Raw genomic sequence first — 13,505 nt, forward strand, 5'->3', positions numbered from 1 at the left:
GGAATTCTTCACAAGCTACAGCAAGCACCATGGAGCGGGAAAGTCTCTCATAGCCGCAAGAGGGCGCTTAGTTAAAACTATAAACCCAATCTAGTGTTTGAAAAGAAAATGCACCAGATTGATCGGCCAGTCGGGATGAGGCTCCGGTGCCAGCATGTAGTAAGCGATGAACAAGGCCACGACGGCGATGATGCAGTAGATGGTGATGCGTAATCTGGACAACTGTGCTCCTTTCCGCCACGGGGGATTCGACACCGTTCGCCCCCCCGCGCGTTACCGCCTCCCCGGGCCGTGATGGCCCGGGGAAACGATGCTGCCTTACTTGCTTCCTCCGCCAAGTACCTTGTAGAGGGTCACCATGCTGTTGAGCCTTGCCAAGCGGGTGGTGATGAGCCCCTGCTGTGCCGCGTAGAGCGAGCGCTGCGCGTCCAGCACGTTCAGATAGCTGTCTACCCCGGTCTGGTAGCGGGCCTGGGACAGACGGTAGGTCTCGGAGGTGGCACCGGTAAGGGACTGCTGGGCCGCTACCTGCTCGTCTATGGTGCCGCGCTGGGCGAGGGAGTCGGCCACCTCGCGGAAGGCGGACTGGATGGCCTTCTCGTACTGGGCGACCGCTATGTCGCGGTCGACCGTTGCCACATCGAGGTTCGCCTTGTTGCGCCCGCCCTCGAAGATCGGCACCGAGATGCGCGGTGCGAAGTTCCAGGCGAGGTTCCCTCCCTTGAAGAGGCCGGTCAACTGATCGCTGCCAAATCCCACGCTCGTGGTCAAGGTGATGCGCGGGAAGAAGGCGGCGCGCGCCGCACCGATGTTGGCGTTCGCCCCTTTCAGGTTGTACTCCGCCTGCAGTATGTCGGGACGGGCGAGAAGGACGTCGGAGGGAAGTCCCGGCGCCGCGTCCTTGACGGCGGTGAGGTTCTCGGTGAGCGACTTCGGCAGAAGATCCTGCGGCACATCGGAGCCTACCACCAGGGTGAGCGCGTTCAGGTCCTGCGCCACCTGGGTCGTGAAACGGGCGATGTCGACGCGGGCCGAATCGACGCTCGTCTGGGCCTGCTGCAGGTCAAGGGCCGAGGCGACACCCGCCTCGAAACGGCTCTTGGAGAGCCGGTAGGATTCCTGCTGGTTCGCCAGGGTATCCTTGGCGAGCTGCAGCCTCTCGAGATCAGAGCCCAAGGTCAGGTAGGCGGTGGCCACCTGGGAGACCAAGGTGATCTGGACGCTGCGGCGGGCCTGTTCGGTGGCGAGGTATTGGTCGAGCGCCTGGTCCTTAAGGCTTCGCACCCGGCCGAAGAGGTCGAGCTCGTAGGAGCTGATGCCGACGCCGACATCGTAGGAGTGGCTGACCCCTCCCCTCCCCCCTTGGGAGAGGTCGTCGGCGGTGCGTTTCACCGCGAGCCCGCCGTCCCCGGTGACGCTCGGGAAGAGGTCGGCGCGCTGGATCTGGTAGAGGGCGCGGAAGCGGTCCATGTTGAGGACCGCCACCCTCAGGTCGCGGTTGTTGTCCAGGGAAAGCGCAATCAGCTTCTGCAGTTGCGGCTCTACGAAGAACTCCTGCCAGGGGATCTCGGCGAGCGGTTTTTGCTGCGCGGCGGGCTGCGTCGCCTGGGAAGAGGGGCCTGCGGGCCAGGCGGCCGGAACCGGTGCCGCAGGCTGGCTGTATTTGGGAGCCATGGAGGCGCACCCTGCCAGGAACAGGAACAGGGTGGCGGCCAGGGGTTTAACGGTCATGCGTGTCATGTCTAATGCACCTCCGGGACGGGTGCGGCAGCGGCCTTGGCCGTCGCGTGCTTTTTGGAGAAGGTCTTCGTCACCATGACGAAGAAGAACGGGATGAAGATAAGGTCGATGAAGGTCGCCGACAAAAGGCCGCCGGTGACCGCGGTGCCGATGGCGTTCTGGGCCCCGGCGCCGGCCCCCTTGGTGAGTGCTAGCGGCAGGGTGCCGAAGAAGAAGGCCAGCGAGGTCATGATGACCGGCCTCAGCCTGATCTTCACCGCGGTGAGCGTCGCATCCACCAGTTCGTGCCCCTGGTGCATCTGGTCCTTGATGAACTGGATGATCAGGATCGCGTTCTTAGTGGAGAGGCCGACCGTGGTCAGAAGGCCGATCTGGAGGTAGATGTCGTTCGGGAGCACCCGGAGGGTGACCGCGGTGACCGCGCCGACCAGGCCCAGCGGAAGCATGAGCAGGTTGACGAACGGGATGCTCCAGCTCTCGTAGAGTGCGGCGACGGCCAGGAAGACGACGAGAAGCGAGATGGCGTAAAGGGCCGGAGCCTGCTTGCCCGCGTTCTTCTCCTCGTAAGAGAGACCGGTCCACTCGTAGCTGATCCCCTGCGGGAGCTTGGCGGCCATGGCCTCCATCTCGGCCATCGCCTCACCGGTCGAGATCCCCTTGGCGGCGTTGCCCATGATCTCGACGCTCGGGATGCCGTTGTAGCGCTCAAGGCGCGGCGAGGCGTGCTGCCATTTCGCCGTCGCGAAGGCCGAGAAGGGAACCATCTCACCCTTGTCGTTTTTCACGTACCACTTGTTGATGTCCTCGGGGACCATGCGGTACGCCGCGTCGGACTGCAGGTACACCTTCTTGACCCTGCCGTTTTGCAGGAAGTCGTTCACGTAGGAGGAGCCCCACGCGGTGGCCAGCGTGTTGTTGATGTCGGCAAGCGAGACGCCGAGCGCACCGGCGCGCACGTCGTCTATGTTCAGCTTGAACTGCGGGGTGTCGTCCTGGCCGTTCGGGCGGACCGCCATGAGTTTCTTGTTCTGCATGGCCATGCCGAGGAGCTGGTTTCTCGCGTCCATGAGCGCCTGGTGGCCGAGGCCGCCCCTGTCCTGCAACTGGAAGTCGAAGCCGTTCGCCTGGCCGAGCTCGACCACGGCGGGGGGGGAGAAGGCGAAGGCCATGCCGTCACGGAACTGGGAGAAGGCGCCCATGGCGCGCCCGGCCACGGCGGGAGCCTTAAGGTCCGGGGTGGGACGCAGCTTCCAGTCCTTGAGCTTCACGAAGGCAAGCCCCATGTTCTGGCCGCGCCCGGCGAAGCTGAAGCCCGCGACGGTGATGAGCGAATCGACCGTCTTCTTCTCGTTCTCGAGGAAGTGCTTCTCCACCTTCTCGAGCACCTTGATGGTGCGCTCCTGGGTGGCACCTGCCGGAAGCTGAATCTGGCAGATGATGAAGCCCTGGTCTTCGTCCGGGAGAAACGCCGTAGGAAGACGCAGGAAGAAGGTCGCCATGGCGGCCACGAGGCAACCGTAGAAAACGAGGTAACGCAGCGGCTTCCTGAAGGAGTTCCCGACGATGGACTCGTACTTGTGGCGCCCCTTGTCGAACATCTTGTTGAACCAGCGGAAAAAGCCGCAGTACCATCCCGACTCGCACGCCTCGTGCCCCTTGGTAACCGGCTTCAGAAGCGTCGCGCAAAGCGCCGGGGTGAGGATCTGTGCCGTCATTACCGACAGGATCATCGCCGAGACGATGGTTATGGAGAACTGGCGGTAGATGACCCCGGTCGAGCCCCCGAAAAACGCCATCGGGATGAAGACCGCGGAGAGCACGGTCGCGATGCCCCAAAGGGCCGAGGTGATCTGCCCCATGGACTTCACCGTCGCATCATGCGGCGAGAGCCCCTCCTCGCTCATGATCCTTTCGACGTTCTCGACCACGACGATGGCGTCGTCGACCAGAAGGCCGATGACGATGACCAGGGCGAACATGGTCAGGGTGTTGATCGAGAAACCAGCCGCGAAGAGGACACCGAGGGTACCTAGCAAAACGACCGGCACCGCGATGGTCGGGATCAGGGTGGCGCGGATGTTCTGCAGGAACAGGAACATGATGATGAAGACGAGGAAGACCGCCTCCATCAGGGTCTTCACCACCTCCTCCATGGAGATCTTCACGAAAGGAGTGGTGTCGTACGGGTAGACGACCTTAGCACCGGCCGGGAAGAACTTCTCCAGCTCGGCCATCTTGGCCTTTACGCGGTCGGCGGTGTCGAGCGCGTTGGCGCCCGCGGCAAGCCTCAAGGCCATCGCGGCCACCGGCTTCCCTTTGTAACGGGCGATCATGTCGTAGTTCTCGGTGCCGATGTCGAGCTTCGCCACGTCCCTAAGCTTCACGGTGGAGCCGTCGGGATTGGTGCGCAGCACGATCTCCTCGAACTGCTCCTGGGTCTGCAGAAGCGTCCTCGCCGTGATGGTGGCGTTCAACTGCTGCCCCTGCGCCGCAGGCATGCCGCCGAACTGGCCCGCGGATACCTGCGCATTCTGGGCCTGGAGGGCGTTCGAGACGTCGTTCGGGGTCAGCTTGTAGTTGTTCAGCTTGTCGGGGTTCATCCAGACGCGCATGGCGTTCTGGGAACCGAAGACGGTCACCTCCCCTACCCCCTCCACGCGGCTCACGAGGTCCTGGACGTTGGACACCATGTAGTCGGTGAGCTGGTAGCGGTTCAACGAGCCGTCCTCGGAAACCATGCCGACGATGATCAGGAAGTTACGGGTGGACTTGACCACCTGGATGCCCTGCTTCTGCACCACCTGCGGCAGAAGCGGCGTGGCGAGCTGCAGCTTGTTCTGCACCTGCACCTGGGCGATGTTCGGGTCGGTCCCGGCCCTGAAGGTCAGGTTGATGGAGACCGCACCGGCCGAATCGCTGGTGGAGGACATGTAGAGCAGGTTGTCGATGCCGTTCATCTTCTGCTCGATCACCTGGGTCACGGTGTCCTGCACCGTCTGGGCGGAGGCCCCCGGGTACATGGCGTTGATCGAGATCTGCGGCGGCGCGATGGGCGGGTACTGCGAGACCGGCAGCGACTTAATGGCCAGAAGGCCGGCCAGCATGACGGCTATGGCGATGACCCAGGCGAAGATGGGTCTGTTTATGAAAAACCTGGACATGGATAAAGCTCCTATTAAAGCGACGTTCTACGTTCTATGTTCTACGTTCTACGTTTTCAGTCGCGTCGACGGTTGCGCCTGTTTTTGTGTCCGCGGGACTACTTCTTCTGGGACTGGGCCGGGGCCGCAGGTGCTGCCGGTGCTGCCGGGGCGGCAGGCTTCGCGCCGGGGGCACCCTGGCCACCCTGTGCTGCTGCTCCAGGAGCGCCACCGGGGCCGCCGTGCCCCTCGGGGGACTGGAACGGCACCATCTTCACCTGAGTGCCGGGGCGCGCTTTCTGGATCCCCTCGAGAATCACCTTGTCGCCGGCCTTCAACCCGCCGCTCACAAGCCAGTTGTCACCAACGGTGCGGGCCACCTGGACCGGACGCGGCTCAACCTTGTTCTCGGCGCCAACGACCATGACGATGGCCTGTCCGGCCGCATTCCTCGTCACACCGCGCTGCGGCACCAGGATGGCCGCCTCGTTCACACCCTCCTCGAGTACGGCACGGACGAACATGCCGGGGAGCAGGGTCTGCTTAGGGTTCGGGAAGACGGCGCGCACCGTGATCGAGCCGGTGCTCTGGTCCACGGTCACATCGGAGAACTTGAGGAAACCGGTTACCGGGTATGCAGTACCGTCCTCGAGGAGGAGCTTCACCCGCGCCTCACCGGCCTTGTCGCGCTTCATGAGCCCCTGGGCGAGACTCTGCTTCAGCTTCAGCATGTCCGAGCTCGACTGGGTCACGTCCACGTACATGGTGGAGAGCTGCTGGATGGTGGCGAGCGGCGCCGCCTGGTTCGCGGTGACCAGGGCCCCGTCGGTTACGCTGGAACGACCGATGCGCCCGGAGATGGGGGCGGTCACCCTCGTGTAGGCCAAGTTGATGCGCGCGCTTTCCACCTGCGCCTTGGCGGAGGCGACGTCGGCTTCGGCCTGCTTGAGAGCCGCGTAGGCGGAGTCGTAGTCCTGCTTGCTGACTGCGTTGATCTTCACGAGCTCGCGGAAACGCTCCTCCTTAAGCTTCGCGGGAAGTACGTTCGCCTCGGCCCGCGCCTCGGCCGCCTTGGCGCTCGCGTAGGCCGCCTGGTAGGTGGCCGGGTCGATCTGGTACAGCACCTGGCCTGCCTTCACGTCGCTCCCCTCGGTGAATACTCGCTTCTGAATGATGCCGGTAACCTGGGGACGGACCTCGGCGATCAGGTACGGGGAGGTACGACCCGGAAGTTCGGTGGTCAAGGCAACGTGCTGCGGCTGGATCTCGATCACCCCGACTTCGGGGGGGCCCTGCGGCGGCCCGGCGGGCTGCTGCTTTTTGCCGCACCCGGCAAGGACCAGGGAGCCGCCCAACATGAGAACTACGGATAACAACTGTGCCCTGTACGTGATCTGCATATACACCTCGTTTGTTATTTACTGCCTCGATAAAGGGTCTATGGTGGCTTTGCCACCTTACTTGCGTCTAAATGAGACGATCAGGACGATGCCGCCCCAAGTCAGGGCGAACAGGATCAAGCAAAGTTTCATCAACATGACGTTAATACCTCAGAATAGAATGAACGATCATTCTGCTAGCGCCGCAGGGCGTCCCAGCATGCCCCGACCACCTGTTCGATGAGGGCGTCATCCAGCTTTATGAAGCCCAGGATGTGATCACGGCAGATGTCGACCAGCGGCCCGAAGAAGAGCGAGAAGAGGATGGCGAGTTCCAGCGGCTTGAAGATCTGTTGCTGGAGCGCCTCCTGGAAAAGGTCGCTGATGACGTCCTTTCTGCCCTCGCTAAAGAGCTTCTCCCTGCGGTGGTCCACGCCGTACGGGGAGTTGTGGAACTGCTCCACGAAGCGCAGTTGCAAAGGCTCCCGGATCAGGTGGCGCACAAGCTCGGTCCCTATATGCAGAAGGCGCTCGCGCACCGCCCCGTTTTCCGGGTACCCCTGCATCATGACCTCTACGAAGCGCTCTTCCACGTTCTTGTAGATCCAGCGGATCAGGTCGTCCTTGTTCTCGAAGTAGCGGTAGATGGTCCCCGCGCCGACCCCCGCCTTCTCGGCGATCATAGCCATGGGGGCCCCGTGGAACCCCTGCTCGGCGACGAGCTCGAGCGCAGCCTGGATGATGAGCTCACGCTTGTCGCAACACTTCTCTGCCTTCTCACACTTGTCGGTCTTATCCATCGTCTTTTTCTCCTGCGGAATGAATCTTCATTCCTTATAGACCCGCACCGACGTACCTGTCAATAAGGCAAAAGCGAAAATACGATTAAAAGCCGTAAAGACCTGACACTTGGCGCCCGCGACGCTGACATTGCGGCGGTTTGACTCCGTATCACTTTTGGAGTAGATTTGCGCTCTTGTTATAGCGCCGCACCCAATGTCGCCTGAAAGGGAGAGCCATGATTGAACTGTTACGCATACGTCGCAGCACCAGGAAGTTTACCAGCGAGAAGGTCTCCGTCGAGGCCGTCGAGACTCTCATAGAGGCCGCACTGAGAGCTCCCGCCTCGCGCAGCATCAACCCGTGGGAGTTCATCGTCGTGGACGACCCGGAACTGCTTCAGAAGCTTTCCCTCTCCAAGCAGCACGGCTCGGAGTTTGTGGCACGGGCACCGCTTGCCATCGTGGTCTGCGCCGACGAAACGAAGTCCGACGTCTGGGTGGAGGACTGCTCCATCGCCGCCATCCTCATCCAGTGCACCGCGGTCTCCCTCGGGCTCGGAAGCTGCTGGGCCCAGATCCGCAACAGAAAGCACGACGCGCGGCAAAGCGCCGAGGCATACATCCAGGAGCTTCTGGGCCTCCCAGACAACATCAAGGTCGAGTGCGTCCTTGGCATCGGCCACGCGGCGGAGCGCCTGAGACCGCTGCCGGCCGAAAAGCTGCAGCACGACAAGATCAGACGCAACCGCTGGGCCTGACAAATCCCACGCAAAGGGGGGCGCCGAGCTGCGCGCCCCCTTCCTTTGATTCCCTTCCCCGCCCGATTTAAGAAAACCGCCTACAAGATAATCCGATGCATGCGGGCAGACCTCCCGCCCTCTTCTTGCTAAATGTGACACGACCACACATGCAGCAAGTCCTTACGAAGAAGGCGGTTTCGCCTCAGAAAGGGAGGGGTCCGCAGATGCCCGCAACGATTCGCAATCAACAGGGGTTCACGCTCTTCGAGCTCATCACGGTCATGCTCATCATAGGCGTTTTGGCTACGCTCGCCATCCCGGAGATGACCGCGTACCGTGAAAAGGCCTTCAACAGCGCCTCGGCAAGCGACTTGAAGAACCTAAAGGCCAGCATGGAGAGCTACGCTGCGGAAAACCAGGAATACCCTGTAGTGGTGGCATACCGGTAGCAATAAGGAAAAGGAGTCGTGAGATGAAAAAGAGCATTGCCGTAATCCTGATGCTGTTCCCGTTCACAGCGGCGTACTGCGGCACCATGGGGAACAGCGATTTCAATAGAACCGGCCTGACGCTCTACGGCGGCAGGGAAGGATCCACTGCGGACGTTGCCCTGCTGAAAAACTCGACTGGGGTGAAGCCGAGCATCAATACCACCAATGCGGGTTACGCGGCGATCATGCAGCACCAGAGCGGTTCGCTGGCCTTCGGCATCGCATCCGACATCCAGACTGTTTACGCGAAGACGGTTACGAAAGGGGTGTACGAGAAGGACCCTGCTACGGCGGACGGGACGTTTTTTACCACCGGTTGCGCGTGGGCCGCGGAACGCAGTCCCAAATAGCTCGCTTAAACAGCTGCCGGCCTTGTGGCTGCGGCGATGTAAAAGAAAGGGGGGGGATGCCGCAGGCACCCTCCCCCTTTTTTTACATGAGACCGAAAGCGGATCAGCGATCCCTGAACTTGTAGGGCCACGCCATGATGCCGCCGTCCATGAACTTCACATTGGTGAACCCGGCCGCGTCGAGGATCTTCTGCGCCTCGTACCCCCTGAGGCTTATCTTGCAGAAGGTGACGATCTCCTTGTCCCTGGGAAGCTCCTCCAACTTTTCGCGCAGTACGCCGAGAGGGATCAGCTTCGCCCCCTCGATGCCGATCTCGCCGTGTTCGGCCGGCGAGCGGACGTCGAGCAGGATGAAATCCTCCTCTTCGTCGAGCTTGCGCTTCACCTCGCGGGCCGAGATGCCGCGCGCGTGCCCGGAGAGCTTGTTCTTCATGATGTCGGCGGCGACGATCAGGTTGTCCATGGCCGCGCCGTAGGGCGGGGCGTAGGCCAGGTCAAGCTGGGAGAGCTGCTCGGCGGTCGCCTTGAAGGTGATGGCGGCAGCCGCCGCGTCGAGACGCTTGTCCACCGCCCCCTCACCCGCCGCCTGCAGGCCGAGAATCCGACCGGTGCTGCGGTCGGCGACGAGCTTCAGCATGATCGGCTTCGCCCCGGGGAAGAAGTGGGCCCGGTCGGGCGCCGGCGAGAGTACCGTTTCCACGTCGAAACCGTTTGCGCGCGCTTCGGTCTCGGTAAGCCCGGTTTTTCCCGCGTTGAAACTGAAGACCTTGAGGATGCTGGTACCGATGATGCCGGCGAAGGTCGCCTCGCCTCCGGCGGCGTTGATGCCGGCGACGCGCCCCTGCTTGTTGGCGGTGCTCCCGAGGGGAACGAAGACTTTCTTGCCGGTCACAAGGTGGGTCGTCTCGCAGCAGTCGCCGCAGGCGTAGATGTCGGGATCGCTTGTGCGCAGCATCTGGTCGACGGCTATCGCCCCGGTGGTGCCGATGGCAAGCCCCGCCTCACGGGCCAACTGTACGTTCGGGGTGGCGCCGGGAGCGAGCACGACCAGATCGGCCTTAATTTCCAGGTCCCCCACCAGGACCGTGGCGACGGTACCTTCGCCTGCGAACCCGGTCACGGCGCACCCGGTGAGTACGGTCACCCCCTGCTGTTTCACGTGTTTTTCCACCGCCGCGGCGACCTCGGGATCGAGGACACCCGGGAGGAGCTGGTCACGCATCTCGACGAGGGTCACCTGCATTCCCTTTTGCCGCAGCGCCTCGGCGGTCTCAAGGCCGATGAGCCCCCCGCCGACGATGCAGGCAGCACTGCAGGAAAGGGCGCTTTCTTTCAAAAGCTCGGCATCCTCGATGGACTTCACGGTGAGGATGTTCTTCAGACCGACGTTTTCGATCTTGGGGACGAACGGGGAACTGCCGGTGGCGAGGATCAGCTTGTCGTAGGGAAGCGAGGTCTCGGCTCCGGCCCCTTCGCGCAGCCGGATCACCTTCGCTTCGCGGTCTATGCCGGTCACCTCGGTGTTGGTCTTGACCGACACCCCCTTCACCTTCTTGAAGAAGTTGGCGTCACGCACGACGCCGACCGGGGTGCTCATGAGTTCCTTCACGTCGGTAACCGTGTCGGATACGTAATAAGGGATGCCGCAGGCGCCATAAGATATGAAGCTGCCGCGGTCGATGACGGAAATCTCCGCCCTGGGGTTGATCCTTCTGGCCTTTGCAGCCGCCTTGGCGCCGGCTGCGTTGGCACCGACCACGACGATTCTCCTCTTCATCCACTTCTCCTTGCTTTTACGACAATTCCAGGCCCGGTGATGGAACCGGACAAAACACTACAGACTACACTCTGACGCCTTACCATTTAGGTTGGCGCTTCGCTAAGATTCGCCCTTTTTCCCCTTCAGGTCGACGACGATGCGCACGAGCAACAACGCAAACGGCCACGTATGCCAGAACAGGTCGAAAACATCCAACGGTTTCGACAAGGTGCCTGCAAACAGCATCCTCACCTTGCCTACCAGGTGCGGCTCCGGATAAAAGGGGGCAAACCCGAGCAGCAACGCGACGGGAATAAGGGTTCCGTACCCGGGAAGACACAGTTTACGCACCGAAAATCCTCCGGCAAAAGACGAGCACCGTCCGCGGTGCCAGTCATTTTACCCATTTCTTTGCCAACTCTCCCAGCCGAAACTGCACAATATACATTCGGTTTTCCTCATGTCAACAGATATTTACGGCTGCACCCCTCCGGCGCGCGCCGTATACGCTCCGGCGTTCTGTCCCCCGGGAGGTGTCCCCCCCGGATATGCGAAAAAGGGAGACCGAAGCCTCCCTTTTCCTTTGCAAATCGCCGCGCCGACCGGCGCGGTGGTTCAGAACCTTCAGCCGCCGCTGAAACACTTGCTGTCCGTGCTCCCGGATGCGGCGAAGATGGACAGCGCCTTTTTCACGTCACCGGACCCGCAGGCGGGGCAGTTTTTCTCCTCGACGGTGCCCCCTTTTTCCAGTTTCTCAAACTTCTGGCCGCACGCGTTGCAGACATACTCAAAGATAGGCATTTGTTCACGCTCCTTCCGTATACATTCAAACTTTTGAATATAGTATATCCAGGATAAGCGGGTGTCAAGGGTGATCTTACGAGGTTGGCGCCGACATGCTCTCCCGGTGCTGCACTCCAGGGACGACCTTGACGCCCCTTGGCGCGGTCGATAGCACCGGTTGTTTCTCCTTGATGATGGCGCAGGCGGACCGGGAGCAAAGGCTGGTACAAAACATTATTTTAGCTATGAGATTAATTTTAGTTGACCCAATCATTAAAAATGCTAGCATGGCCGTTATTGCTAGGAATCATGTCACGACAGACCGTTTTATTTCAATGTAATACAGTCACGCAAAACTCGAAGAAACAGCTAGCGCCACAACCGAAGCAGCAGAAAGAGGACCAGCCACTTGTCTTTGCAAATCCTCGTTATAAGCGATAACGATCCATTCGCTGCTTATCTCTGCGGCCTGCTTCAGAGTGCGGGTCACACCCCACTCCCCGTCTGTCCGGCAAAAGAAGCGTTTCCGGCGGTCAGAAGACGGAAGCCTGATCTGATCGTCCTTGCACTGGAGGCCTCAAGCGTCCCCTCCCTCGCGGTGGAACACAGGGTCCAGACCCCGCAAGGGCCACGCTCGGTACCGGTCATCGTCATTTCAGACTGCCTGAGGCTCGAAGCGGAACTGCTCCAGGTATTCGACTTCATCCCGACGCCGTTAGACGAGAAGCGCCTGTTCGACGACCTGGCCCTCGTCGCACTCAGAAAGTCCGGGCCCCAGCATGAGGAGGAACTATCCTCCCGTCTGGCCTGTGCCTTCTCAAAGCACATTCTGAAGCATACCGGGCTGCATTTCGAGGCGCGCAACCATGCGGCCCTGGCGCGCGGGCTGCGCAAGCGGATGGCGGCGCTGCGCATGTGGAGCTTCGAAGAATACCTGCAGTACCTGAAGCTGCACGGCGAGGACCGCCACGAACTCCAGCGGCTCCTGCAGTTTCTGACCGTGGGCGAGACCTACTTCTTCCGTTACCCGGCCCATTTCGACGTCTTGAGAGAGCGTCTCGCCCTTTTAAAGGACGACCCGGCTCCGGTGTGCATCTGGTCGGCCGGGTGCTCCACCGGCGAGGAACCCTACTCCATCGCGATGACCGTGATGGAGGCGCTCCCCGACTGGAGCGAGCGTGACATACGGATCATCGCCACCGACATCAACAACCGTTCGCTGAAGCGCGCCCGCGAGGGGGTGTACTCCCCGTGGTCGATGAGGATCACCAGACCGGACCAGGTGCAGCGCTACTTCACGCGGGTCGGCGAAAGCTTCCTGATCCGGGACGAGGTGAAGCAGCTTGTCCGGTTCGCACACCTGAACCTCTCCGCCCCCTGCCACGAGCCGCTTTGCGAAGAGCTGCATGGACTCGACGCCATCTTCTGCCGCAACGTCCTCATCTACTTCACCACGCAAAGCGCGGAGCAGATGCTGGAGCGTTTTGCCGACGCTCTTGCCCCTGGAGGGCTCCTCTTCCTCGGGCACTCCGAAACGCTCCTGCAGCATGAAGGGCTCCCCTTAAGCCTCAGGCGCCAGGAGCGGAGCTTCTATTACGTGAAGGGGGGGCAGCCGCAAAAGGAGAGCCGAGCCCCCGGCACACCCCAGCCGGAGTGGGAGCTGACACCGGAGCAGATGCGGCTTGCCGCGCAGGCGCCGACCGTTTTGGCTCCGACCGTTTTGGCTCCGACCGTTTTGGCTCCGACCGTCCCGGCTGCGGCCGTCGAGGCGCCGCCACCGGCCGAGGACTCTCCCCTACCCCTCCCCGCACCTGTGACGCAAGGCGCAACCGAGATGTTCCGGCAGGCGCGCGAGCTCTTCGACCGGGAGGAGTTTGACGCCGCCCTGGCGCTACTTGAAGAACTGCCGCAAGAGGCCCCGGAGAACGCCGAGGCGCTTGTTCTCACCGGGTTCATCCTTGCCGGCAAGGGAGAGCTTCCCCGTGCCATGGAGAGCTGCGAGCGCGCCTTGAAGCTCAACGACCTGCTGGCGGAAGCGTACTTTCTCAAGGGGGTGCTCCTGGACGCCGAGGACCGTCTCGCCGAGGCGGCCGCCGAGTACCGAAAGGCGCTTCTTCTGGACCATGACTTCATCATGCCGCGCTACCACATGGGGCGGCTGCACCTGCGCCAGGGACGCGTGAGCGACGCGGCCCGCGAGCTCAGAAACAGCATCCGGATCCTCTCCCGGTGGAGCGACGACCAGACCATCCCCTTCTCGGGGGGGCTGACCCGCGCGGTCTGCATGCTACAGCTGCAAAACGAGCTGGCACGGGTGGCGTGACAAACGGCCGCAAGGCCC

General features: G+C 61.9%; 12 protein-coding genes. 4 read left to right on the forward strand and 8 right to left on the reverse strand.

What is annotated here, in order from left to right; genetic code table 11:
• Positions 1-90: 90 nt before the first annotated feature.
• The 5 genes from E4633_RS20880 to E4633_RS10695 form a co-directional block, all read right to left on the reverse strand.
• Positions 91-222: a hypothetical protein gene (locus E4633_RS20880; protein ID WP_281276033.1), complete on the reverse strand. Its 132-nt coding sequence runs from the start codon at positions 220-222 to the stop codon at positions 91-93.
• A gap of 96 nt (positions 223-318) precedes the next feature.
• Positions 319-1,740 carry an AdeC/AdeK/OprM family multidrug efflux complex outer membrane factor gene (adeC, locus tag E4633_RS10680; protein ID WP_281276759.1) on the reverse strand — a complete coding sequence of 474 codons (1,422 nt, stop codon included), beginning with the start codon at positions 1,738-1,740 and terminating at the stop codon, positions 319-321.
• A 2-nt stretch (positions 1,741-1,742) separates the two neighbouring features.
• Positions 1,743-4,901 (reverse strand): efflux RND transporter permease subunit, encoded by a 3,159-nt coding sequence (locus E4633_RS10685; RefSeq protein ID WP_135870222.1) that lies wholly within the window; start codon positions 4,899-4,901, stop codon positions 1,743-1,745.
• Positions 4,902-4,999: 98 nt separating this feature from the next.
• Positions 5,000-6,280 (reverse strand): efflux RND transporter periplasmic adaptor subunit, encoded by a 1,281-nt coding sequence (locus E4633_RS10690; RefSeq protein ID WP_135870223.1) that lies wholly within the window; start codon positions 6,278-6,280, stop codon positions 5,000-5,002.
• Between the two features lie 176 nt (positions 6,281-6,456).
• Positions 6,457-7,059 carry a TetR/AcrR family transcriptional regulator gene (locus E4633_RS10695; protein WP_135870224.1) on the reverse strand — a complete coding sequence of 201 codons (603 nt, stop codon included), beginning with the start codon at positions 7,057-7,059 and terminating at the stop codon, positions 6,457-6,459.
• Between the two features lie 218 nt (positions 7,060-7,277).
• On the opposite strand from E4633_RS10695, the gene E4633_RS10700 reads away from it, so the two are divergent.
• The 3 genes from E4633_RS10700 (at position 7,278) to E4633_RS10710 (ending at position 8,622) form a co-directional block, all read left to right on the forward strand.
• Positions 7,278-7,799 carry a nitroreductase family protein gene (locus E4633_RS10700; RefSeq protein WP_135870225.1) on the forward strand — a complete coding sequence of 174 codons (522 nt, stop codon included), beginning with the start codon at positions 7,278-7,280 and terminating at the stop codon, positions 7,797-7,799.
• A 206-nt stretch (positions 7,800-8,005) separates the two neighbouring features.
• A complete protein-coding gene (locus E4633_RS10705) occupies positions 8,006-8,230 on the forward strand; it encodes a type IV pilin protein (RefSeq protein WP_135870226.1) in 225 nt (74 codons plus the stop codon).
• A 23-nt stretch (positions 8,231-8,253) separates the two neighbouring features.
• Positions 8,254-8,622: a hypothetical protein gene (locus tag E4633_RS10710; RefSeq protein WP_135870227.1), complete on the forward strand. Its 369-nt coding sequence runs from the start codon at positions 8,254-8,256 to the stop codon at positions 8,620-8,622.
• 103 nt (positions 8,623-8,725) lie between these two features.
• Here E4633_RS10710 and E4633_RS10715 read toward each other — a convergent pair whose 3' ends face one another.
• The 3 genes from E4633_RS10715 to E4633_RS10725 all read right to left on the reverse strand — a co-directional run bounded on the left by E4633_RS10715 (position 8,726) and on the right by E4633_RS10725 (position 11,182).
• Positions 8,726-10,399, reverse strand: coding sequence for an FAD-dependent oxidoreductase (locus tag E4633_RS10715; RefSeq protein WP_135870228.1), 1,674 nt, complete (start codon positions 10,397-10,399; stop codon positions 8,726-8,728).
• Between the two features lie 102 nt (positions 10,400-10,501).
• Positions 10,502-10,732 carry an RND transporter gene (locus E4633_RS10720; RefSeq protein WP_135870229.1) on the reverse strand — a complete coding sequence of 77 codons (231 nt, stop codon included), beginning with the start codon at positions 10,730-10,732 and terminating at the stop codon, positions 10,502-10,504.
• Positions 10,733-11,005: 273 nt separating this feature from the next.
• Positions 11,006-11,182 (reverse strand): FmdB family zinc ribbon protein, encoded by a 177-nt coding sequence (locus tag E4633_RS10725; protein ID WP_135870230.1) that lies wholly within the window; start codon positions 11,180-11,182, stop codon positions 11,006-11,008.
• A 391-nt stretch (positions 11,183-11,573) separates the two neighbouring features.
• Here E4633_RS10725 and E4633_RS10730 point away from each other — a divergent pair, with 391 nt between their 5' ends.
• Positions 11,574-13,487: a CheR family methyltransferase gene (locus E4633_RS10730; protein WP_135870231.1), complete on the forward strand. Its 1,914-nt coding sequence runs from the start codon at positions 11,574-11,576 to the stop codon at positions 13,485-13,487.
• Positions 13,488-13,505 lie beyond the last annotated feature (18 nt).

Origin of the sequence: Geomonas terrae (genome assembly GCF_004791675.1) — a bacterium.
In the GTDB taxonomy this organism is placed as follows: domain Bacteria; phylum Desulfobacterota; class Desulfuromonadia; order Geobacterales; family Geobacteraceae; genus Geomonas; species Geomonas edaphica.